Origin of the sequence: Cuniculiplasma thermophilum (assembly GCF_052315355.1) — an archaeon.
Taxonomy (GTDB): Archaea; Thermoplasmatota; Thermoplasmata; order Thermoplasmatales; family Thermoplasmataceae; genus Cuniculiplasma.
This window is the reverse complement of record NZ_JBLSDF010000005.1, coordinates 23,078-45,109: the sequence shown is the minus strand read 5'-3', so window position 1 is coordinate 45,109 and position 22,032 is coordinate 23,078. Positions and strand designations below refer to the sequence as shown.

Annotated in this window: 21 protein-coding genes and 1 rRNA gene; 6 read left to right on the top strand and 16 right to left on the bottom strand. The window is 40.8% G+C overall.

The genetic code is table 11. From position 1 onward, the window contains the following. The 3 genes from ACNF42_RS01530 to ACNF42_RS01520 form a co-directional block, all read right to left on the bottom strand. Entirely contained in the window at nucleotides 1–921 is a 921-nt protein-coding gene (locus ACNF42_RS01530; RefSeq protein ID WP_443338146.1) for a 50S ribosomal protein L10, read from the bottom strand. Further along, a complete protein-coding gene (locus ACNF42_RS01525; protein ID WP_443338144.1) occupies nucleotides 918–1,562 on the bottom strand; it encodes a 50S ribosomal protein L1 in 645 nt (214 codons plus the stop codon). Before ACNF42_RS01525 ends, ACNF42_RS01530 begins: the two co-directional genes overlap by 4 nt. A gap of 94 nt (nucleotides 1,563–1,656) precedes the next feature. After that, nucleotides 1,657–2,130 (bottom strand): 50S ribosomal protein L11, encoded by a 474-nt coding sequence (locus ACNF42_RS01520; protein ID WP_443338142.1) that lies wholly within the window; start codon nucleotides 2,128–2,130, stop codon nucleotides 1,657–1,659. Nucleotides 2,131–2,186: 56 nt separating this feature from the next. Between ACNF42_RS01520 and ACNF42_RS01515 the strand changes: the two genes are divergently transcribed. Then, nucleotides 2,187–2,843 (top strand): 2-phosphosulfolactate phosphatase, encoded by a 657-nt coding sequence (locus ACNF42_RS01515; RefSeq protein ID WP_443338140.1) that lies wholly within the window; start codon nucleotides 2,187–2,189, stop codon nucleotides 2,841–2,843. Between the two features lie 31 nt (nucleotides 2,844–2,874). Here ACNF42_RS01515 and ACNF42_RS01510 read toward each other — a convergent pair whose 3' ends face one another. Genes ACNF42_RS01510 through ACNF42_RS01500 form a run of 3 tightly spaced genes read right to left on the bottom strand, consistent with a single transcriptional unit; the run spans nucleotide 2,875 to nucleotide 4,914 of the window. Then, nucleotides 2,875–3,531 (bottom strand): 6-hydroxymethylpterin diphosphokinase MptE-like protein, encoded by a 657-nt coding sequence (locus ACNF42_RS01510; protein WP_443338138.1) that lies wholly within the window; start codon nucleotides 3,529–3,531, stop codon nucleotides 2,875–2,877. Next, nucleotides 3,521–4,648 (bottom strand): DUF373 family protein, encoded by a 1,128-nt coding sequence (locus ACNF42_RS01505; protein WP_443338136.1) that lies wholly within the window; start codon nucleotides 4,646–4,648, stop codon nucleotides 3,521–3,523. The genes ACNF42_RS01510 and ACNF42_RS01505 overlap by 11 nt, the downstream gene beginning before the upstream one ends. A 50-nt stretch (nucleotides 4,649–4,698) precedes the next feature. Continuing rightward, entirely contained in the window at nucleotides 4,699–4,914 is a 216-nt protein-coding gene (locus ACNF42_RS01500; protein ID WP_443338134.1) for a transcriptional regulator, read from the bottom strand. A 209-nt stretch (nucleotides 4,915–5,123) separates the two neighbouring features. Between ACNF42_RS01500 and ACNF42_RS01495 the strand changes: the two genes are divergently transcribed. The 3 genes from ACNF42_RS01495 to ACNF42_RS01485 are packed head-to-tail and all read left to right on the top strand — an operon-like array spanning nucleotide 5,124 to nucleotide 7,740. Continuing rightward, complete coding sequence (locus tag ACNF42_RS01495) at nucleotides 5,124–6,179, top strand: hydroxymethylglutaryl-CoA synthase (protein ID WP_443338131.1); 1,056 nt, start codon at nucleotides 5,124–5,126, stop codon at nucleotides 6,177–6,179. Next, nucleotides 6,163–7,335 (top strand): thiolase domain-containing protein, encoded by a 1,173-nt coding sequence (locus ACNF42_RS01490; RefSeq protein WP_443338129.1) that lies wholly within the window; start codon nucleotides 6,163–6,165, stop codon nucleotides 7,333–7,335. The genes ACNF42_RS01495 and ACNF42_RS01490 overlap by 17 nt, the downstream gene beginning before the upstream one ends. Next, on the top strand, nucleotides 7,336–7,740 hold the full coding sequence (locus ACNF42_RS01485) for a Zn-ribbon domain-containing OB-fold protein (RefSeq protein ID WP_443338127.1): 405 nt from the start codon (nucleotides 7,336–7,338) through the stop codon (nucleotides 7,738–7,740). 35 nt (nucleotides 7,741–7,775) lie between these two features. On the opposite strand, the gene bcp is transcribed toward ACNF42_RS01485, so the two are convergent. The 6 genes from bcp to ACNF42_RS01455 all read right to left on the bottom strand — a co-directional run bounded on the left by bcp (nucleotide 7,776) and on the right by ACNF42_RS01455 (nucleotide 12,891). Continuing rightward, complete coding sequence (bcp, locus tag ACNF42_RS01480; RefSeq protein ID WP_443338125.1) at nucleotides 7,776–8,231, bottom strand: thioredoxin-dependent thiol peroxidase; 456 nt, start codon at nucleotides 8,229–8,231, stop codon at nucleotides 7,776–7,778. Nucleotides 8,232–8,277: 46 nt separating this feature from the next. After that, nucleotides 8,278–8,727, bottom strand: a complete 450-nt coding sequence (locus ACNF42_RS01475; protein ID WP_443338123.1) for a PUA domain-containing protein — start codon at nucleotides 8,725–8,727, stop codon at nucleotides 8,278–8,280. A gap of 14 nt (nucleotides 8,728–8,741) precedes the next feature. Beyond that, nucleotides 8,742–10,157: a hypothetical protein gene (locus tag ACNF42_RS01470; protein WP_443338121.1), complete on the bottom strand. Its 1,416-nt coding sequence runs from the start codon at nucleotides 10,155–10,157 to the stop codon at nucleotides 8,742–8,744. 2 nt (nucleotides 10,158–10,159) lie between these two features. Beyond that, complete coding sequence (locus tag ACNF42_RS01465) at nucleotides 10,160–11,038, bottom strand: transcription elongation factor Spt5 (RefSeq protein ID WP_443338119.1); 879 nt, start codon at nucleotides 11,036–11,038, stop codon at nucleotides 10,160–10,162. Between the two features lie 9 nt (nucleotides 11,039–11,047). Continuing rightward, nucleotides 11,048–11,263 (bottom strand): protein translocase SEC61 complex subunit gamma, encoded by a 216-nt coding sequence (locus ACNF42_RS01460; RefSeq protein ID WP_443338116.1) that lies wholly within the window; start codon nucleotides 11,261–11,263, stop codon nucleotides 11,048–11,050. A gap of 156 nt (nucleotides 11,264–11,419) precedes the next feature. Further along, nucleotides 11,420–12,891, bottom strand: a 16S ribosomal RNA gene (locus tag ACNF42_RS01455). 913 nt (nucleotides 12,892–13,804) lie between these two features. Here ACNF42_RS01455 and ACNF42_RS01450 point away from each other — a divergent pair. Then, on the top strand, nucleotides 13,805–13,930 hold the full coding sequence (locus ACNF42_RS01450) for a hypothetical protein (protein ID WP_443338114.1): 126 nt from the start codon (nucleotides 13,805–13,807) through the stop codon (nucleotides 13,928–13,930). A gap of 550 nt (nucleotides 13,931–14,480) precedes the next feature. On the opposite strand, the gene ACNF42_RS01445 is transcribed toward ACNF42_RS01450, so the two are convergent. Continuing rightward, nucleotides 14,481–16,418, bottom strand: a complete 1,938-nt coding sequence (locus tag ACNF42_RS01445) for an APC family permease (protein ID WP_443338111.1) — start codon at nucleotides 16,416–16,418, stop codon at nucleotides 14,481–14,483. Nucleotides 16,419–16,560: 142 nt separating this feature from the next. Next, nucleotides 16,561–17,952: a glutamate decarboxylase gene (gad, locus tag ACNF42_RS01440; protein ID WP_443338109.1), complete on the bottom strand. Its 1,392-nt coding sequence runs from the start codon at nucleotides 17,950–17,952 to the stop codon at nucleotides 16,561–16,563. A 259-nt stretch (nucleotides 17,953–18,211) separates the two neighbouring features. On the opposite strand from gad, the gene ACNF42_RS01435 reads away from it, so the two are divergent. Next, nucleotides 18,212–18,379, top strand: a complete 168-nt coding sequence (locus ACNF42_RS01435) for a DNA-directed RNA polymerase subunit K (protein WP_443338106.1) — start codon at nucleotides 18,212–18,214, stop codon at nucleotides 18,377–18,379. Nucleotides 18,380–18,419: 40 nt separating this feature from the next. On the opposite strand, the gene metG is transcribed toward ACNF42_RS01435, so the two are convergent. Together metG and lysS are read right to left on the bottom strand one after the other, a co-directional pair. Beyond that, nucleotides 18,420–20,528: a methionine--tRNA ligase gene (metG, locus tag ACNF42_RS01430; RefSeq protein ID WP_443338104.1), complete on the bottom strand. Its 2,109-nt coding sequence runs from the start codon at nucleotides 20,526–20,528 to the stop codon at nucleotides 18,420–18,422. Further along, entirely contained in the window at nucleotides 20,521–22,032 is a 1,512-nt protein-coding gene (gene lysS / locus ACNF42_RS01425; protein WP_443338101.1) for a lysine--tRNA ligase, read from the bottom strand. The genes metG and lysS overlap by 8 nt, the downstream gene beginning before the upstream one ends.

Sequence of the window (22,032 nt, the reverse complement as noted above, 5' to 3'; positions counted from 1 at the left end):
TTATCCAAACAGGGCTCCAAACCCTGCTCCTGTATCTTCTTCCTTCTTTTCCTCTTCCTTAGTTTCTTCCGCTTTTGGCTTATCCTCGCTTAATTCCTGAATAGCCGCTGCCTGTGATGCAGCTTTCATCAGGAATATCTGGATGTTAGCCTCATCAACGTAGTTACCTGCCATTGCAAGAGACTCTGCCTCTCTCCTTGCTTTCACAATGAGCTCAGGCACAACTTCCTTCACAAGGAATACAGCGCCTGTAGCCAGTGCCTTTGCCTTGGAAAATGCACTTGCAATCTCCAAAGAGAGTGACTCCGGTGTAATAGACATAGCTTCTTTGCTGAATATTACTCCTTCCTCATATGCAGTTATTATGTCTAATCCTATATTAAGGGGCAATATTTCAAGTTTTTCAAGTACTTTTGCCTTTTCCTTGGAAATCTTCTCGCCCTTTTTCACCATCACCATTTCTTTTTTGATTACAATCTTTCCCTTTTCAATGGCGGCCTGTAAACCGACCTTCTGAAATTCGCTTATCATGGGTCCCGGAGGGAAATTTGTTTCCTTGGCAGGAACCACTATGTCCTCGTCAGCGATTTCTCCTCCCCTGGCAGCAGCCTTCTGTCTTGATTTCTCCAGACTTGAGTAAAGAGCTGAAGGTGACATTGATGTTGTGACCAGTGCTATCTGCCCATTTACATACTGGTTAAGCTTCTTTATCTCAGGGAGTTGGACCTTATCAATGGCCTTCTCCAATAATGTTCCTCTCATTACTTTTATCTTAGCCTTCCCCCTTAAGGCCCTCCTTATTCCCTGAAATTGCTTGTTTCTGAGACCTTTAATGCTTACAATTGCTGTGACAGGGCTCTTGCTTATTTCATCAGCTGTCTCATTGACGGCTTCTACCTTCCATTGAGGTGTGTTCGTCATTGTATATCACCTTCCCTGATCCTTACGGCCTTGCCCATTGTGGTCTTAATGTAAATTGAATCTATGTTACCGGAGCCTTTTTCAAGCTTTCCGGTTATTCTCTTTACAACTTCCCTTACATTCGTGGCAATATCCTCATCACTCATTGCTCTTGTCCCCACAGGTATGTGAAAAGTCCTCTTATCTCTGCTTCTTGCCCTTACGGTTTTCTTCAAGGAATTGATGAAAGGACTTGGATCCTGACCTGGAGGTAGTGGTTTTGGAACCTTTCCTCTTGGACCGAGAACCTGACCCAAGGACTTACCAATTGCAGTCATTAAGCTTGCCTCAGCTATGAAGAAGTCAATCTGATTTACTAGCGCCTTGAAAGTCTTCTTATTATCTGCAAATTTTGAAAGATCCTCGGCACCATATATAAAATCTGCTGAATTCTTGGCTTTTTCTTTCATATCTTCGCTTCCAAAAACTGCCACCTTAAGGTCTTTTCCCCTACCCTTGGGTAGTACAATCTCTTCATTTATCCTGTTTTTAGGGTTACTAAGATCAACTCCCTTCAGATTTATGGATAACTCCAGACTTTCCAGGAATTTTCTCTCTGGCCCTGCTTTTTTTGCTTCTTTGATTATTTCTTCCAATGTCATACATTTCCCTCCTGTGGACTGTGCCTCAGTATTACGGGATAACCCTCACGGGTTATGAGTAGACGTATACATACATATGATTAAATAGTTTCCCTCATTCGACGGAAATCTGACCTTCCTTAATCATTTTCTGAACGTCCTTTGCATCCTTTCCGTCAACCTTTATCCCCATTGAGAAGGCTGTTCCAAGGACTTCCAGTACTGCCCCCCTCAGATCGTTGGCCATCATACCTTCCATCTTTGCAGAGGCAACTCTTTTAATCTGTTCCATAGTGGCATCCCCAGCGGTGACCTCTTTTCTCTTTCCTGATGCGGTTTGTATCCCAAGTTCCTTCTTTAAGAGGGCAGATGTTGGGGGTACTCCTACCTTTATTTCGTAGGTTTTCTTTGCAGGATCAATCACCGTTAAAATGATTGGTACCTGCATTCCTGCGAAGTCCTTCGTCTTCTCGTTGATCTCTTTTACGATCTGTCCCAGGTTCAAGCCAAGTGGTCCAAGTGCAGGACCGAGAGGAGGCCCGGTTGTGGCCTTTCCCCCTTCTACCATTGTTCTAACTTCTTGTGCCATGTAATTTCTCTTACCCATATTCATTTCATTTTAATACCTTTTTACCTTCTACTCATATGGATGTAAATATTATTGATGGTCGAAGCACAAAGGAATTTAGCAAAAATAGTAAGATTCTAGTGGATGTTTACAGATCAACATCGACCATGCCCATAATGTTGAAAAACGGGGCATCATACATAATACCGGTTGGAACAATTGCTGAGGCAAAGGAACTTAAAAAAAATAATTCAGATTATATCCTTGCTGGAGAGCGATACGGTTTCAAAGTTCCGGGATTTGATATTGGAAATTCCCCCTATGAATCGTCCAAAATTGATTTTAATGGTAAAATCGTTATTTTCACATCAACCAATGGAACAAAGGTTTTACAAAAGATAAAAAATAGTGAAATAATTTTCATTTCGTCCTTTGTGAACATAGACAGTACCTATAAAGCTGTGAGAAATCTAAATCTGGAAAAAATTGACATAATAACTTCCGGAAGGCCCGACGGAGTTGCTGATGAAGATATATTTTTCGCTCAGAGTTTCAGGGAACTTCTGATCAATAGTAGGGACATTGTGTCAGAATTCATAGGGAAGACTAGGGAAGGAAAAGGGACAAAAAGACTATCCATGATAGGGGGAGGAAATGATGTGGAGATTGCCCTATCCAGAGGAATTGCTGATTTTCCCGTGATATATAGAAACGGAAAAATTGAAAAATATTGAATTTAATTGCTCTCCTGAATTAATCAGGAATTTACACATACAATATCTCGACGTCTTTAACTGATTCTATAATTTTTTTGGCAAATTGCAACTTTTTCATTTTCAATACTGTATTGCCCTTTTCATATGCTCTTTCAAAGGAAAAACCAAAGAGCCTTATTCGTTTAGCACCCAAAAATCTTGCTATCATTACTGCCCTGTCACCGTCCGTAAATCCGCATGGATTAAACATAGACTTGGGTCTTCTCCCCTGCCTTGTAGGGATATAGAAACCATCAAATCCCTTGATATTTTCTTCTATTTTGTTCATATTATCACCATGTGAATGAAGAAATAGAATGCTACCCTCTTGAACCCTCAAGACTATGTCGGGAATGCTTCCATCCAGATCTGAAACGATTATTTCTGGCACAATCCTACTTGGGATTAGCCTGAGTGCACTGTCTCCAACCACTATCACTTCATTTTTTTCATATGCTTTGATGAAGTCCTCCTGGGACACATCAGGACTATTCCCAATCACTATGAAAGGTCTTCCAGTCAGATATTTGAGCCTCTTCCATAGGAAATGAGATTTGCTTTCAAATTTTGAAAGATATAGTGCGGATATATCATCATCAAGACAGTTTATTTCCAGATTTCTGCAAATTTCGTCATATGTGAGGGACCAGTCCAAATCACTGACCATCCTTACCAATGGGAGATATTGCTGTAGCGATATCCTTTCTTTTGTGAATTCCGGCCGTTATAAGAGCAATTGAGACACCCAGCACAATTAAAACTATGGAGAATAAGGAATAACCAAAACCTGTGAATTTCAGGGCATATCTGATGTAACCTATGATACCGAATAATAATATCTCTGCTGAAACAGAGAATGATATGGCATAGTAAAGTGTGGATGAGGATTTTGAACCACCTACATAAATATCTGCAATCTTAAAGAGTGCCCTTGAGATGATCGAGGCATATACCCATAGACTGAATATCTGGAAAAAGTACAATACACGGTTCAGAGGGAGCATGGATGTATTATAGAAAATACTGTAAGTGGATGCGATACCCACAAGTATTATGCCTATGGATATTATGGAAGATATGAACATAAGTCTGGCCTCCTCTGAGTAGGTCTCTATATCCCGTATCATAACCATCAGATGATCCTTTATGTCAAACCCTCTCTCTGTAAAATAACCACCTATTACAACTGTTACCAGAGTAAAGGCATAAAATGATGGATTTACAGCGCTCTTTCCTATAAAATCAAAAAATATGGCAAAGGAAAGTGCTGTTACTCCATAGGTAAGAAGTATGAGGCCTACAGGGATATATATTTTCTTTATCAGCTTCTTATCCTGCATTGCTTTTACTATATAATAGTAAAGAGATTCTATGTTTTGATTGTGCCTCACTATTATATGCTTCACATATCTTATCTTGGCCCTTGACAGAATAAGAGGTATTATATAATCATCCTCTGCTCCATCAGATATGAGCACCACATCATTATATTTCCCAGTACCAATCACCTGCTCAATTTGGGAGGAAAGGATCTCATCTGACTTCTCCCCAACATCTTCGTCGCCTGTTATTAGGGCTATATCTACATCCTCACCCTTCGACTGGAGATGCTCGTAATGTTTCAGTGCGCCAAAAAGAGCGTTCGCATCAGAATCCTCAGGATCTACCGTAATAAGTTTAACTGCTGCATTATAACATTGGGAATAACCAATCAGCGGCCCCTTAATGCCGGCCTTAACACCGAAGTCGTTGTCCCTATCAACATTCAAAACCAAAGTAGTCATTGCAGCAGTTATTTGATAAAAAGTCAATATTTAAAAGTATTGAATCTTAATTATTTAGAGGCAAAATATCCGGCGCTTTTTTGCCTTGCTACCCTCTTCACATAACCCTTATTTGTCAATTCTTGAAGGGCTGATGCTACAAGAGCCTTTCCAAGACCGGAAGCTTTCATTATATCGTCAGCAGTTTTAAGCTTCTCTTCAGAAACCGCGCCAATTTTTTTTAGCGATTCATAAACTTTTTTTGCGTTTGGGGACATTTCGTCCATAAATACACCTTAAAAGGTATTTTTAAAGACTATTTAGAATTTATGAGTACATTGTATACCTTTTTTGCCTTTATATTTTAACCATTATCTTGCTGAGTGCACTTTCCTTATAGGCACACTTCATTTCTTAAAGAGGGATTAATTAGACAATTGCCGAATACATATTCAGCAATTTTTAAATAAAATCATGAAGTGTTTGGCGGATAATAATGAGTGGAATCGTTAGTTATGGGAGCTATATCCCCAGATTCAGGGTTAAACCTGATGAAATAGCAAGGGTCTGGGGAGAAGACCCTGAAAACATCAAAAATGGGATATTCATATTGAGTAAGTCTGTTCCTTCGCCTGATGAGGACACCGCAACCATATCGGTTGAAGCTGCAAGGAATGCTCTGAAAAGGGGAGGAATGAAGGGAGAAAGTATTGAATCAATATATGTTGGTTCTGAGAGCCACCCCTATGCTGTCAAACCCACTGCAACCATAGTTTCTGCAGCCATAGGTGCCAACTTTAGCATGTTCGCTGCAGACTATGAATTTGCCTGTAAGGCTGGAACTGCCGGTATTCAGAACGTGATGGGGCTTGTTGACTCTGGAATGATAAAATATGGAATGGCCATAGGTGCAGATACTTCTCAGGGTGCCCCGGGAGATGTCCTTGAATACAGTGCCTCAGCAGGAGGTACTGCTATGATTGTGGGTAAAGAGAATGTTGCAGCAGAGATAAAGAGCACACTTTCAGTTACATCCGATACACCAGATTTCTGGAGGAGAGAAGGCCAACCCTATCCGACTCACGGTGAAAGATTCACGGGAGAACCTGCATATTTCAGGCATGTAACAAGTGCCGCCAAATTGATGATGGAGAGAATGAAGACAAAACCTGAGGATTACGATTATGCTGTATTCCACCAGCCAAATGGAAAATTCCCAACAAGGGCAGCCAAGGTGCTTGGCTTCCAGGAAAAGCAGTACAAGGAAGGCCTTTTGACACCAGTGATTGGAAATACATATTCCGCATCTATGATGACTGGTTTATCCGCCATACTTGATGTGGCAAAGGAAGGGGATAAAATACTGGCCGTTTCTTTTGGATCAGGTGCTGGTTCAGATGCTTTTCACATAGAGGTTACAGATAAGATAGAGGAATTGCATAGAAGGAATGTAATAACCATTAGAAAAATGCTTGAGGATGTTAAATTTGTTGATTACGCAATTTATGCTAAATTCAAGAAAAAAATAGTTTTTGGTGAGGAAATTGAATAATGTATACATAATTGGAGCAGGAGAGGCCAAATACGGAGAACTCTGGGATAAGTCTCTCAGAGAGATAGCTGTTGAGGCCGGACTTAAGGCAGTAGAAAGTGCAGGAATAAGGACCAAGGATCTGGGTGCCATTTACATGGGTAATGCCCTGGGTGGTGATATCAGTATGCAGGAGCACCTCAGTGCACTGATGTCTGATCACGCAGGAATTGCCTCTGAGTTTATACCATCCGTGAGAGTGGAGACATCCACAGCTTCCGGAGCATCAGCATTCAGGGAGGCCTATCTCGGCATAAGGTCAGGTGAATTCGATCTGGCCATGGTTGGAGGGGCTGAAAAGATGACTGAACTTTACGGCAATGAAATCATAGATATCACCTCATCCATCATAGACAGAGAATGGGAGGCGTTCATTGGAGCAACACCTGCTGCCCTTGCAGCCCTATCTGCAAAAAAATATATGACTGATTTCGGTGTTCCCAAGGATATTCTTGCACAGATTTCGGTAAATGACCATTTCAATGCAGCACTTAATGAGAGTGCCCATTTCAGAAACAAGATCACAATCGAGCAGGCTCTGGGAGCTACACCAATTGCCGAACCTCTGAACCTTATGGACTGTGCACCCCTTAGTGATGGGGCTTCAAGCGTTATTCTTGCCTCTGAAAAATATGTGAAGGAACACGGAATCGAAGGAGTTAAGGTCATGGGCTCCGGAATTTCTCAGGGTCCCTTTGCGTTGCATTCCAGAGAATCACTTTACACGGTGGAGCCAACAAGAATAGCTTCAGAAAATGCCCTTAAGCAAGCTGGTCTGAAACTGAAGGATATCTCCATGGTTGAGATACACGATTCTTACAGCATTTATGGCCTCATGGCTCTGGAGGATCTTGGATTTGCAAAGAAAGGAAAGGCATCGGAACTCATTAAGAACGGTATTGGTTTGGATAGCGATCTTCCTGTAAACCCGTCCGGCGGTCTAAAGGCTAAGGGATTTCCATATGGAGCATCTGGAGTAGGCCAGATAGTTGAAGCTTACTATCAGCTGAAGAATAAGGCTGGCAAGAGACAGATAAAGAATGCAAAGTATGCCATGACACACAGTCAGGCTGGTTCCGGAGCTGCTGCTCTTGTTCATATACTGGGGGTGGAATAAATGGGTGAGCTTTCAAGAATGTGGAGAGAAATGCCAAGTAGATACAGAATGGTTGGCAGGAGATGCGAAAACTGCAAGAGAGTATACTTCCCACCAAGGGAAATATGCCCTGTCTGTCACAGAGACTCAATTGGAAAGATGACGCAGGTGGAAATCGAGGGAAATGGGGAAATTGTCTCCTATACAGTAGTTCATGAGGCGCCTCCGGCCTTTGTGAGACAAAAGCCATATGTACTTGCCATAATAAAATTGAATGAGGGGCCAACAATTACTGGACAGATAGTGGACTGCGAACCAGAGGATGTAAAAATTGGTGCAAAGGTAAAAAGCGTCTTCAGAAGAATTTCTGAAGACGGCAAAAGTGGTGTTATCCACTACGGTTACAAATTTGTCCTGGACAAATAATCCCTTTTATTTCAATAATAAAATAATATATTTTTTTAGATAAGATTGAGTTCCCTTATTTTTCCAATTACCTCTGAAGAATGGCCTTTTGGTGAAACCTTTGGAAATACGTGTCTTATCTTACCCTCCTTGTCCACTATGAAGGTAACCCTCTTTGCACTTCTTTCCCCAAGCACACCAAACATTTCACTTATCTTCTTGTCCTTGTCTGCAAGAAGGGTAAAGTTTAGTGAATACTTGTCAGTGAATTTCTTGTGAGAATTTTCACTGTCCACACTTATTCCGTAAACTTCTATGCCGTTCTTTCTGTACTCTTCCATAGAATCCCTGAATTCACAGGCCTCTGTTGTGCATCCGGGTGTGTCATCCTTTGGATAAAAGTACACCACTGAGACTTTCCCCTTAATGTTCTTCGAACTAACCTTATTTCCATGCTGATCTACGGTTTCAAACTCAGGTATTGTACTACCAACACTCAATAATTCTGCCATAAATAATCAGTATTTCTATAGATTTAATTTTTTCTCAAAAACGGAATTACATCTGACAGGGATCTTTGCCACTCACAAGCAGGGTTGTTGCGGCTATTCCCTCCTTCATATCCTTCAGTTTGTCATAGGAGGCTTCCGATCGGGCGACGGCAATGAAGTGATTATCAGGACCCTTAATGTAAACAATGGAATCCTTTTCAATATTCTGATCCATTGCTGTTACACCCTTGATAAAAAGATTTGAACCGTTAAGAATATGGGGGACAGCTCCTTTATCAACTGTAATCACACTCCTTGAAGGTTTAACTGCATTTAGAAGTTCAACAGATGGGAGAAGGATTTTGTTTTCCACAGCTATTATGATATTTCCAACAGAATAACATTTTTTTCCCTTCTTCTCTTCGACCTCTATTTGCGCATTTTCAAGAAAACCTGCCCATAGACCAAAGGTTTCCATATTCTTTGAAAAAATTTTCATATCCTTTTTTGAAAGCATGTGTCTAGCCATAATTACCTCAAAAATTTTTCAGTCTCAAGAAAGGCTGACCTGGCATCCTCCGGTGTTCCATTAAGCATACGTCTTACATAAGGTATAAGCATTTCACCCTTTAGCTTCGCATTATCTGATGCCTTCCATGATTCAGATTTGCCTGTTTCTGTAACAATCACAAATGCGTGATCCACTGCCATAGCATCCGGGTCAGATATTTTCTTCGAACCCATCACCTCTAGGATCTCATCCTTTCCTCCGTGTCTGCCTGCAATCACCAGAGATGCCAGATACTGGGATGCAGGTGACCATGGCTTGAGATCAATTTCCTTTGATACCTTGGATATTTCCTGAATCTTTCTCGCCTTTTCGATCATTTCAGTTGGGTTTCCCTTCAGTGAACTGATCTGTTCATCTGTGAGACTGGGGGAAAGCATCTTTAGAAGATCTGTACCTATTTTATCCCAAACAGCCTCGAGAAATTTTCTTCGAGTTGAAGTTTCAATGTAAATTCCATTCTTGGTTGACCATAATGTTTTTATTGCATCCCTTTCAACTTTTTCCAGAGGAATTGCAGTCAGAAAATCTTCAAAATTTGGAAATATGCTTTTGCCAATTATAAATTTTCCAGAATCCCTGGCTCTGTTTATTCTCTCGTTCATTATCTCATTTATGAATTCTGAGTCGTTCATTTCTCCATTTACATACTTCTGAAACAACACATATTCTGACTTTGAACTGAACTCATTGAGGTTCTGGAAGAGATAGGAATAAGTTTTCATTGGATCCTGACACAATATGTGCTTCATTAATTTCCAGAGTGTCTTAACCTTTGAACTGGAATATACCCTCACTACCGGGTGGTTGTATATGGATATTGTAAATGACTCGTCCCCCTGCCCAATAGACTGAAGACCATCATTGTCCTCTTTATGCTCTATCATTTCTTCATCCAGTACCTTGACGATGAACTCATCCTCCGGTGGACTTCTTTTACATGAACCTTTGAAATAGTCACCTGCGGAATATATGGTGAGCTTTCCATTTATTACATCTCTTGAAAATGCAAGCATTCTGAAAATATCATTCTTGCTGTTTTGAATTCCTGCAAGAACGTACTGATCCGTATCACCTTTTTTGTAAAACGTTGCACTTCCATGTGGGGTTTTCAGGAGACCAGAAAATGATACATCCTTATCCCTTATTGCCCTTGCAGTTTCTCCTATTCCTCTGAGAAACTCATCCTTTGACTTTCCCAATTTTTCCAGTTCCTCAATACCGTGAACATTCCCCAATTTTTTTGCGTAGGAACCAAGGGGACAGAACATTCCACCATCTATACATTCTGGAACCAAGGAAATTGGATTCTCAAGAGATTTCTCAATCTCCATTATCCTTGAACTGTTTTTCTCTTTGGATTCCCTCTTATATCTCATTATTACTTTCCCGAATCTATGACTCTTATATCCTCTGCCCTTACCTTTACTGGAATCAGCATAGCGGATTCTATAAACTGTACAGTCACTTCCTCCTTTTCGTGATCTATGTTCATTATCCTGGCCTTTTCTCCCTTGAATGGACCTTTTACCAATTCTATGAATGATCCAAGTTCAAGGCCAGCAACAGCAGGCTTCGGTGTGAGCTGCTCTGAGATTTCATCAATCTTAATCTCACCATTCACAACACCCTTGAAGTTTCTCATCTTCTTTGCAATGTATGTTATCCTGTCAGGGTGCATTGTCTCCAGATAAAAATATCCCTTCAGTTCATAGGGTGACATTATGGCCATAACCTCCCTTGTGGCAGAAGGGTTTATCTCTTTCCTCTCTTCATAATCTTTTTTATCCTGATTTACAAGATTCTGTGCCACTTCGAATTCCTTACCCACGTTGGTTTTAACAGCCATTATTATGGGTACAAGCTCAATAGTCTTGGAATAATTGGCCCTGTGTATATCGTCCTCAGAAACAACGCTTATGTTGAGTGTCATGGTATCTCCCATGCTACCTCCCTTTGGAGTGTCCAGTTTTATCTTAAATTCTCTTATACCTCTTTTGTCTATTTCAAGGCGCTTTTCTATGACCTTGGGATCATCAGGACTCATCTGAACAATATCGCCTTCGTTACCTGAGTAATCGATTTCCCATGAAACCTTTGGATCATTCTGATTAAAGCCCGGGGTAATTTTGACCCTGAAATTCCTCTTTTCTGACTGTATATTCTTAATTACCAGAAGCATGCTCAGTGTCTTTCCGCAAGAACTCTTGACCTCTGAGTCATCGAATTCGATCCATTCATATTCACTTTCCTGTACCATTTCTATCACTTAAACATGAAGAGTTGTCATAATGTAGTAAATTGCAAAACCAAGAGCTCCAAGGAGTATAAGCCCTACCCCCGTTATGGCAAGAACCTTAACATATTCCTGTTCGTTTGGCTTCTTAGCCATCTTGATTATTCTCGCGTACTTGCCTTTCCCTATTCCAGAGAAACGCCTCTCGACTTTTTTCTGAACCTCTATAAGGTCTTCCTCTACTGACATGTAAAATCTTCCTTCCACAAAGTCAATCAATCTTAAAAAAGTTTATGAAAAAACTCACTTATTACAAAAAACTTTACAAATACCTAAAATAAATAAAAAAACTAAAATACGCATAACCTGAAATGAGTATGCTTGTGGCCCGCCATAATTATATTTAGGAGGTGATCCATCCGCAGGTTCCCCTACGGATACCTTGTTATGACTTAACCCTCCTCACTGACATCAGATTCGAATTTACCCTTAAGAGCAAACCCTCATCCAACACCAGCTCGGATGGTTTGACAGGCGGTGTGTGCAAGGAGCAGGGGCATATTCACCGCGGGATGTTGACCCGCGATTACTACGGAATCCAGATTCATGAGGGCGAGTTACAGCCCTCAATCCTGACTACGAACAGGTTTCGGGATTAGCTTCCCCTTTCGAGGTTGCAGCCCATTGTCCTGTCCTTTGTAGCGCGCGTGTAGCCCGGAAGATTCGGGGCGTACTGACCTGCCGTCGACCCCTCCTTCCTCCTGCTCTGCGCAGGCGGTCCCCTCAAAGTGCCTCCGACCTCGCGATCAGACTGGCAATTGAGAATGGGGGTCTCGCTCGTTATCACACTTAAGTGAACGCCCTACGGTACGAGCTGACGACGGCCATGCACCACCTCTCCTGCTATCGAGTAAACTCATCAGGTTGACTCTCATCCACAGGTCGCCTCCGGTGAGTTTTCCGGCGTTGAATCCAATTAAACCGCACGCTCCTCCCGTTGCGGTGCTCCCCCGCCAATTCCTTTAAGTTTCAGCCTTGCGACCATACTCCCCAAGCGGCCCACTTAACACCTTCGCTCCGGCACTGCACCCCCTTACCGGAGATGCAACACCAAGTGGGCAGTGTTTACAGCTAGGACTACCCGGGTATCTAATCCGGTTTGCTCCCCTAGCCTTCGTTCCTCACCGTCGGATCCGTTCTAGTTGAACGCCTTCGCCACCGGTCGTCCTTCCAGGATTACAGGATTTTACCCCTACCCCAGAAGTACATTCAACCTCACCCGGTCCCTAGATCCGCAGTCTCTCCAGAATTTCTTCTGTTAAGCAGAAGTATTTTCCTAGAGATTTACGAATCCGGCTACGAACGCTTTAGGCTCAATAAAAGTGACTACCACTAGAGCCGCGGGTGTTACCGCGGCGGCTGGCACCCGTCTTACCCAGCTCTTATTCCACAAGCTTTTTAGGCTTGTGAAAAGCCTTAACAAAAAGTTAAGGCACTCAGGCTTCCCGTGTCGCGCTTTCGCGCATTGCACAGTTTTCGCGCCTGCTGCGCCCCGTAGGGCCTGGACTAGTGTCTCAGAGTCCATCTCCGGGCTCCCTCTTTCAAGGCCCGTACCCGTCTTAGGCTATGTGGTCCTTTACACCACATACTACCTGATAGGCCACAGACTCATCCTCAGGCAAAAAATCTTTCATCGCCAAAGCATTCCAGCATATGGCAACTATGGAGTATTAGCCTCAGTTTCCCGAGGTTATCCTCCACCTGGGGGTAGATTGTCCGCGTGTTACTGAGCAGTACGCCAGTGTCTTGCGACCCTTTGACTCGCATGGCTTAGTCGAAACCTGATAGCAGTAGCCGCCGGCAGGATCAACCGGAGTTAATCCGATACCGGACAATTATTATATTTAGAAATTGGCGAGCCACAAATTGCACCATTATCTCTCATTTCAGCTGTAAAGCCACTTACAGCCACATCTTTACCCAATCTTGAATCAATGGATCATCTAAAGATCACTCTCATTCACCATATACGCCTAGATTGGTTTCTTTTCAGGCTTGTGCGTAATTCACAGTATGTTAACGTGGTATATAAGAATTATGAACAATGAAAAATAGTGGATTATTAGTAGTAACCTTTCTCCAGGATTCCACTGGGAACATACCCCCTCCGAGGTTACTCTTTCCTATATTATCCACCTTCAGTTGCTAATGCAGTTATCAATTAAAACCGTGAGCCAGGCCCACTTACCCTATCTGGATGCTCAGGCTTTCATCCGGACAACTAAGATAAAGAGCATTTTTGATACACTTTTGTACGACATCAGTTACGTATTTTTATTAATGAAATAGATCAACGTGCTTTACATCTTCTCCTTATTAGTATATCGTGGAATGAGCATTTTTGAGATTTTCTGTAAACCTGTCTGTGGGTACACATTATTTTCATTGCTTTCATGTTCAATTTATTTCTTATTATCACATGCACACAATGTATTTAGAGAGAAGAGTTTCTCAGTGGAGTGCACTTTTATCTGTGATAGTTAGATCTTTTAAAAGCTTTCAGCTATGAACAGATACCTTGTTTTAGGTTGAAAGAAATGCATCAATGTTATTCAAACAATTGTGAAAGAGGTCAATGTGAGTAAAGCGGATGATTTTGCAGAAACAATTGAGGGTAATCAGGCTGGGATCAAAATATGGGTATATAATGGATAAGGCAATAATATAACTTGAATCTGAGAATCTGAATGAAACCATAATTCTTCCATCACTTGAGTGGATCAGAAGAAAATGGATGAATGTCTATCCACGATGGAAAAGAATGTCATATTCGCAAACATTATGTATGTGGATTCTGCTTCAATAATGGACCCTGTAAGAAAGGAAACAGTGTGTAAAACTGCTTCCGAACCATAAACAGCATGGGCATTCAATTTCCATTATATCACATAAATCCACAGAAGATTAGGATTCACATTTTTATGTTTCTTCTTGACTTTTGCTTCCCATCACTGATGTATGATGAGATGCACAGGATATGGGAGAGTCTATCTCTTCCATCACCAGTTGATGTTGTGAAAAATAAAATGGATGTAAATGGTTGTAGGCGAAAAAGGTGGGCGAGGGATTGGATTTCAAGACAGAAACATGAAGGAAGATTGAAATGAACATGAAACTTGATCTTGTATTGAAACAGTATTGCACTCACAATGGCGGTTTGGAAAAACAGCCTGAAAATTATATTGGGAAGTATACAAAATTAAAATAGACGTAAAGTCGCGGATCAATATTTTTCAAAATTTCTCATTTCCTTAACCTCTTTGAAATTTCAGTAGTGACGGCATACGCAAAATCCCGTTAAAACACCTATTTTTGCCATAGGAAAGGATAATGTGTTTAATAAAATGATAAAGATATGGTTTGTTTTTATCCCCTTCCTTCGAAAGGGGGTTTAGGCTCACAAAGGTTAAAACTCTTTCAGAGGCACCCCCTGTTCTGCCAGTATATCCTGGACATCAGCCTCATCGTATCCTGAACTCACTGCAAAGTAGAAGAACAGTATGGAAACAAAGATCACAAGTATCGTGTCGTATGGGAATGGAATAACTGGAGATATGGGGAATGCACTTCCAGGAAGAGGCGTCAGGTACGGTCCAAAGGCACCTATATAGGTCATTAGAAGCATAAAGAGCATGTAGAATATGAGCCAGACACCAGACTTAATCTCCTTCTTTCTTTCATCTGGCACCCAGAGAAACATGAGAACTGTGACGATAAGTGTGGCCATTACGACGATTGGATACATTATTCCAAAGTAATTGAATATAGAACCTGGAGCCTGAATCTGATTTCCAAGGTTAGCGGCGGCTGGCACAATTATGTACTCATAGAATACAAACAGGGACAACCCCATTACTATCCAGTATGCTATACCGGCGACATAAACTTTAAGTGGTGCAATTTTGAAACTACCTATACCATAGTATATCATGTAAACTGGCAGACCGAACATTATGATGAACAGGAGGATTGTAAGTGTTATGTAACCTGACCAGTAAACTATCAATGAAGCACTTATAAAGGCAATTGGCGCTATGTATCTGCTGTAGGATAGCCTGAATGGTCTTTCCACATTCTTGGCTGTCTTTCTCAAAACTCTCAGACTCACTCCGCCCATAATGTAAGTAAATACTGTTGCACTTGATATGAAACCTACCAGTATATACCATGACGGAAAAGGCGCTATGAATATGCTACCCACTACTACCGAAAGTATCAGTGCCAAAACCGGAATTCCTGTTTTCTTTTCCACTGACATAAGTCTGGATGGGTAATATCCATCTGTTGCTAATCCATACAGAACCCTTGTGGAGGTACCCATATACACCCAACCGGTTCCAGAGGGTGATATCACGGCATCAATAAGCAATATTTCTGCCCATGCACCAAATCCTGCTATATCGGCCTTTATGAATACCGTATATATAGGTGCCGCAGAATAGCCTGATGCATTTGTGGTCAATGCCCCCCATGAGAATGGATTCAGATCGGATACACTGGCCCTTATGGCTCCAGTATATGCTATCTGAAGTACTGTATAGATTATCATACCTATAATCACTGATAGTATGAGTGCCCTTGGCACATCTTTCTGTGGATTTTTGGCTTCACCACTGAATTCCAGTGCCTGCCTGAAACCTAGATATGAAAAAATTATACCTGCACTTGGAATTGCAGTGAATATGAATGGTGTTCCTATTGGGTTTAGGCCTCCTCCAAGAGTGGTATAATTGCTTGGCCTGAACAGCAAGAAAAGCAGTATAAAGGTAAGTGTAGGTATCACCAGCTTCCAGTATACAAAGTATTCATTCCACTTTCCAAGGAATTTTATTCCAAAATAGTTGAGGAAAAAGAAACCAATCATTAAAAGAATTGCTATTATTATACCATAAAGTGTTAATGAAGTAAAATTTCCAAGAACTGTCGAGCCTGATTCTACAAGTGAAATACTGTTTGGGAATATGGATGAGATATAGGTAACGGCTGCTATTGCCTCAATTGCAGGAACAGTTATGGCCGAAAGTAAATATGACCATCCAAGTATATAGCCTGTGTAACTTCCGTGGGTGAAATGAGGATATCTTACAATAGCACCGCTCCTTGGTATCATTGAAGATACCTCAGCATAGGTCAGCGCAATGAATATAACCATTATTCCACCGATTATCCACGACAGAAAGACTATTGGACCTGCAGTGGCAGCAGCGGCGTTTACTCCAAATAACCACCCTGAACCAATAATTCCTCCGAGTGATAGGAACAGGAGTTGTATAAATGTTAGATCCTTCTTGAGCTTCCTATCCTCTTGAACAACCATGTTTTCGTTAGAACTGTTAGTATCCATTACGATTGATAACACGTATCACATATTTAAATTCTTTCATTAATTTATCTTCATCTGTGTTACTAATACACATTCCACCCATTCTGTTAAACTCTTAAATGAATATAAAAATTTAATTGCTATAAATAAAAAATTAAACAATTTACGATACTGGATGACCTTTTCTTGGTGATGACTTAATGATCTTAACATCTCTTGTTTTAATTTTATTAAGAGACGTGTTTATATCTTTAACGAATATATCAATCATGTCCTTTGTAAAATTTTCCCTAACAACAACTCTCATTACAGTCATATGTTCTGCATTTTTTGGAAGTGAATAGGCTGGTACTATCCATCCCCTCTCTCTTAAATTATAGGATATTTCAAAGGGTGAAATTTCTAAGGAATCCTTAGGTTTAAATGTTACTACAGGCACATGGACACCTCTGTTTATTATATCAAATTTGCCAGTTTTCTCTAGTTCTTGGGCAAGATAATGTGCGTTGTCCATCATACCTGACACAATTGCCCTGTACCCACTTACCCCAAGTCGGATTATGTTGTAATATTGCGCCACTATCATAGAACTGCCCTCTGAAAAGTTCAGAGTGTAAGTGGGCATCTCATCTCCTAGATAGTTTACATTAAAGCCTAAATCCTCAGGCAATGCACTTTCGTCCCGAAATATTAACCACCCAATACCTGGATATACAAGCCCAAACTTATGTCCCGATGTATTTATGGATTTTACCTGTTCGAGACGGAAATCCCACTTAAAATCAGGCTCATAAAAGGGAGTTATAAAGCCAGCACTAGCTGCATCGACATGAATTGGGACGTCCAGACCCCTATTCTCTTTCAATTGCACCAAAGCGTCGTTAATATCCTGAACGGGATCGAAATCCACTGTAAACGTTGTTCCCAGAACTACACCCACAGCAATTGTATTTTCATCCACTAAATTTACTGCATCTCTCCAGTCTATATTGAAACGAGTTTCAGATATTGGAACAATTCTGGGCTCGACATCAAAATATCTTGCAAATTTATCCCATGAAATATGTGTGTCTCCTCCAAACACTATATTGGGTTTATCATAGGGAAGACCAGCTTTCTTCCTTTTCTCTCTCCAGTTAAATTTATGGGCTAACAGACCTAACATTATTGCCTCAGAAGAGCCGATAGTAGATGTTCCTGCAAAATTGGCCTCCTCAGGAGCATTAAAAAGCTCAGCCATAATATTTACTATTCTTTCCTCAATCTCCTTAATTTGAGGATATTCGAAGTGATCTATGAAGTTCTTGTGCAAATTTTCAATTATTAACTTATCTGCTTCAGGTTCCATCCAGGTGGTTACAAAAGTAGCAAGATTAAGATCCGGATTTCCGTCCAGATTAAGTTCATCATGTATAAGCTGATATGCAACCCGTGAGTCTATTCCGTCTTTGGGGAAACTATATTTCGGGATTTCACCAATATTGTATCTGCTTCTTAACCTTGAATGACCTATACTTCTTTCCTTTCTTCCTTTCTCAATCTTCTTAGATACCATGTATTATCTCCATCCTTATATGTGAAGCATTTTACTTAACCCTATGCCAGGATTCCAGAAGGATCAATTTTTTCCAGAAAAATGTAATTTATGCTACATATTCATTATAATATGAAAATAACAATTTTCCACATATGAATTTTCAGTATGGGCTTGAGGTAAAGTGATTGATAAGACTTCCCATCATAGATAAAAAAATATCATGTTTGATAGAAAAAAACTTATACTGACATTCATTACCTAAAAGCCATTGATTTATATGAATTATACTAAATTCGAAAAAGCAAGGATAATTGGTGCAAGATCCTTACAAATTTCTATGGGTGCCCCCGTTATCATAGATCTGCCAAGAAATATAATAGATCCCGTGGATATTGCAATGCTTGAATTCGAAAGAAACGTGTTACCAATTACTATAAAATCTTAAAGTCTTTATTATTTTTTAATGAAAAATGTTTTGATGGCCTTTATCTTATCTGGGATTTTCCCTCAACCTTACTATCGATGTATATCTTCTTTCCGTTTGCCATTAGATAGTGACGATCCCTGCCAAGTACGGCAGTTGGAAATAGGCCCTCATTGTCAACCTTTAAGTCGTATCTCTTTAAATCGTCGATGGAGACCTTTCCTTCTCCAGAGAATTTGTGATCACCTATACTGATCTGTGTTCCCTCTTTCTCTTCTGAAGTCAGTAAATGGGCCCCCTTAGAATCCTGAGCAGCCAGAAGCATTCCCTGGGATTCTATCCCTCTTATCTTGGAATGCTTCAGATTTTCAACCACTATAATCTTCTTCCCCAGAAGATCCTTCAGATCATAATATTTCTTTATTCCTGCAACAAGTTCAATGACCTTGGTTCCCAGATCCACCTTCAGATGAAGCAAGGTATCGGCATTTGGATGATTCTCTGCCATGATAATTTTTCCAACTACAAGATTCAATTCGTTGTGCTCTTCCTCTTCAATTTCTATTTTGTGAAACAGTGGTCCATCATTCCTGATTGAAAACGTGCATTTTTCATCAAGATGTTCCATTGGTTGATGCGGCATATTTTCTCCATGAAGTGAGTTCCATACTCTTTGGGCTCCCGATGGCACAAATGGATATAGAGTGACAGTGAGGTATTCTATTGCTTTCAAGGAGTACCATATCTTGGATTCTACGTTTCCTTTCCTGTTTTTGACCATATCCCATGGCTTAGAATCATTAAAGTATGAGTTTACAGCCTTCACAGATTCTAGCCATAGATTAAGGGCATTTCTGAATTCCAGTTTGCCCATGGCATCCTTATAAGAATCTATGAACAACCTCAATTTACTCTCAATTTCACGATCAAGCTCATCACCCTCACCATACATTGGGTTTATTCCCTTACTGGCTGCAAATGAAACCACCCTGTTTACAAGATTACCATATTTGCCGTTTAATTCTGAATTTACCTTATCCTTCATTTCAGGTAGTGTAAAATCTGAATCAGATGATTCCGGCAGAATTGAGGATAGATAATATCGGAGTGAATCCTTATCAATTATCTTCAGTATATCATCCACAGAGTACCCTATCCCTCTCGATTTTGAAAATTTTTGACCATTAAAGCGAAGATATTCGTTTGCATTAACCCTTTCAGGCAAAGGATATTTGCCTGATGCCATATGCATGGCGGGAAGAAGAATCGCATGGAAGAAAATGTTATCCTTACCCAGAAAGTAGTATGTGTTTCCCTCGGAATACATTTCTCTCCAGTACTCCTCATTACCACTTATCTTTGAAAACTTTTTCGCAAATGAAAGGTAGCCGAGTAAAGCCTCGAACCAGACGTATATGCGTTTTCCTTCCATTCCCTCCATTGGGGCAGGTACACCCCAGTCTATATCTCTTGTTATTGCCCTGTCCTTCAAACCACCCTGAAGCATGTTGAGGGAAAAAGCTCTGACGTTCTCCCGCCAGTCCTTCTTTCCCTCTAACCATTCCTTAATCCTTTCCTCGAGCTTACTGGCAAGGAAAAACACATGATCCGTTTCTCTGAATTCGGCAGGAGAACCGCATATGGCACATCTTGGACTTATCAGATCCTGTGGATCATTTGTTCTACCACATTCATCGCATTGATCCCCTCTCGCATTTTCATAGCCACATCTTGGGCATGTTCCGTTAACATATCTGTCCGGAAGAAATCTCTTTTCATTGGGACAGTAAGCAGAAATCATCTTCCTTCTCTCAAGATATCCTGATTTTTCAAGGTCTATGAAGAAATTCTGGACAAATTCAGTGTGTTCTGGGTCGGTTGTTCTTCCAAAATAGTCGAAGAATATATCAAGACTCTCAAAGGTGTTCATGTGTTCCCTATGATACTTTTCAACAACTTGGGTCGGCGAAACGTGTTCCTTTTCAGCCTGTATTGAAATGGGCGTTCCGTACTCGTCACTGCCGCATATGAACATGACATCCCTACCGATCATTCTCTGGAATCTGTTGAATATATCTCCGGATAAATAAGCGCCAGCTATATGCCCTATGTGCAGCGGACCATTTGCATAGGGAAGAGCGCAATTAATAACTATCCTCTTTTTATTCATTTTTAACACCGCAGATGAATGATAATCTGCCTTTTACCCTGTTTTTTTCCATACTTTCAAGAAAGAAGCCTATTCTTGGCCCTCTTTCCTTTCCAATAAGCGCCTTATACAGTGCAACGAATCCTTCCGATGGCGAAAGACCCGATTTTTCAATGGCATTCCTGGCAGCCTCATGAATCAAATCTGCCTTCCACTCATCCATAGAGTTGATGTTTTTAAGGAAACTGCATATAACCTCTTTCTCTGTTTCACTCATGTTTACCTGATCAGTTTCGCCAGAAACCTGAAACTTTGAAGATTCCGGGGCATAGTGATTAACCCAGTATCTTGCCTGTTTTATCCTTCTTTCAAGTAATTCATCTGGATATGTCTTTCCACTCCTTGCGAGAACATTTTTTATCTGTTCATCCTTACTGTAAATTTGAACCAAAGTTGTTAGGTGCCTGTAATCGGGCAGATCATCCAGAGCATTTTCTGTTGATGATATGTGTAAAAGTGTCTTCTGATCCTCGTCAAGCTTGTTATCCTTGCTCAATTTGATCAATCTTTCGAACTCATCCATCAAATTTAAAAAGCCTACCTCCGGATCGAACTCGATATGCCGGGATGGAGGGACTCTTGCCATCATATATCTCACTATTTCAGGAGGTGCAAAGTCAAGAATTTCTGTTGCTGGAATGTTTACTCCTGTTGATGAATGCATTGCTCCCTTTCCCTTGAGAAGTATTCTCTCAAACATCTGCGGAAGTGGAGCGGGATAGTTAAGTATGGCCTCACTAATTGCCTTTCCTGTGTCATACGAACCACCCTGAGTCCCGTGATCCTTTCCAAAGGGCTCTATGGTCACGCCAAGAATTTTCCATTTTGCAGGCCATTCAAGTCTCCATGGAAGCTTGCCTTCATCCTTATAAATATCACTTTTCCCCTCGTTTCCACAGCTGCACCTGTAGTATACAAAACCATCAGAATAGTCGTATGCCGTTGCACTGTTTATTCGTCCACACTTGCTGCATTTTGGATTATAGGGAAACCAGTTATCTTCAAGCTCCCTTCCAGATATATCCTGAATTATATTTCGAATCTCTTCCCTCTTTTTGATCATAAGATCAATTATATCTCCAAATTTCCCTTCTGCATACAGTTGTCCAGTTCTTATTACCTCTGGCTTCACATCCAGAGTTTCTATGGATTTTAGAAAAGGCCTAAGAAAATACTCAGAATATGAAAGATCACCCTCTGGTGCCGGTATGTCCCTTAAGGGTTTACCCACGTGGACTGAATAGGATTGAGGCAGGAACGGATATACCTTCCTGAGTGGATCTATGTCATCGCACAGATATATGAATGAAGCATCCTTTTCTGATATGACCAGAGACTTATAAATTATGTCCCCTGTAAGTATCTCCCTTAGATTTCCGAGATGTATTGGCCCTGAAGGTGATATACCTGTGGAGACTTTCTGCTTTCCCTTCTGTTCCTTAATTAATGAAAGACCCCAGTACAT

Coding starts and splice junctions, on each gene's coding strand:
- ACNF42_RS01530 (WP_443338146.1), bottom strand. CDS start 921: ATGACGAACACACCTCAATGGAAGGTAGAAGCCGTCAATGAGACAGCT.
- ACNF42_RS01460 (WP_443338116.1), bottom strand. CDS start 11,263: ATGTCAGTAGAGGAAGACCTTATAGAGGTTCAGAAAAAAGTCGAGAGG.
- ACNF42_RS01495 (WP_443338131.1), top strand. CDS start 5,124: ATGAGTGGAATCGTTAGTTATGGGAGCTATATCCCCAGATTCAGGGTT.
- ACNF42_RS01505 (WP_443338136.1), bottom strand. CDS start 4,648: ATGACTACTTTGGTTTTGAATGTTGATAGGGACAACGACTTCGGTGTT.
- metG (WP_443338104.1), bottom strand. CDS start 20,528: ATGAATAAAAAGAGGATAGTTATTAATTGCGCTCTTCCCTATGCAAAT.
- ACNF42_RS01465 (WP_443338119.1), bottom strand. CDS start 11,038: ATGGTACAGGAAAGTGAATATGAATGGATCGAATTCGATGACTCAGAG.
- ACNF42_RS01435 (WP_443338106.1), top strand. CDS start 18,212: ATGAATTATACTAAATTCGAAAAAGCAAGGATAATTGGTGCAAGATCC.
- ACNF42_RS01445 (WP_443338111.1), bottom strand. CDS start 16,418: ATGGATACTAACAGTTCTAACGAAAACATGGTTGTTCAAGAGGATAGG.
- bcp (WP_443338125.1), bottom strand. CDS start 8,231: ATGGCAGAATTATTGAGTGTTGGTAGTACAATACCTGAGTTTGAAACC.
- ACNF42_RS01485 (WP_443338127.1), top strand. CDS start 7,336: ATGGGTGAGCTTTCAAGAATGTGGAGAGAAATGCCAAGTAGATACAGA.
- gad (WP_443338109.1), bottom strand. CDS start 17,952: ATGGTATCTAAGAAGATTGAGAAAGGAAGAAAGGAAAGAAGTATAGGT.
- ACNF42_RS01525 (WP_443338144.1), bottom strand. CDS start 1,562: ATGACATTGGAAGAAATAATCAAAGAAGCAAAAAAAGCAGGGCCAGAG.
- ACNF42_RS01510 (WP_443338138.1), bottom strand. CDS start 3,531: ATGGTCAGTGATTTGGACTGGTCCCTCACATATGACGAAATTTGCAGA.
- ACNF42_RS01515 (WP_443338140.1), top strand. CDS start 2,187: ATGGATGTAAATATTATTGATGGTCGAAGCACAAAGGAATTTAGCAAA.
- ACNF42_RS01500 (WP_443338134.1), bottom strand. CDS start 4,914: ATGGACGAAATGTCCCCAAACGCAAAAAAAGTTTATGAATCGCTAAAA.
- lysS (WP_443338101.1), bottom strand. CDS start 22,032: ATGTACTGGGGTCTTTCATTAATTAAGGAACAGAAGGGAAAGCAGAAA.
- ACNF42_RS01520 (WP_443338142.1), bottom strand. CDS start 2,130: ATGGCACAAGAAGTTAGAACAATGGTAGAAGGGGGAAAGGCCACAACC.
- ACNF42_RS01450 (WP_443338114.1), top strand. CDS start 13,805: ATGGATGAATGTCTATCCACGATGGAAAAGAATGTCATATTCGCAAAC.
- ACNF42_RS01475 (WP_443338123.1), bottom strand. CDS start 8,727: ATGCTTTCAAAAAAGGATATGAAAATTTTTTCAAAGAATATGGAAACC.
- ACNF42_RS01470 (WP_443338121.1), bottom strand. CDS start 10,157: ATGAGATATAAGAGGGAATCCAAAGAGAAAAACAGTTCAAGGATAATG.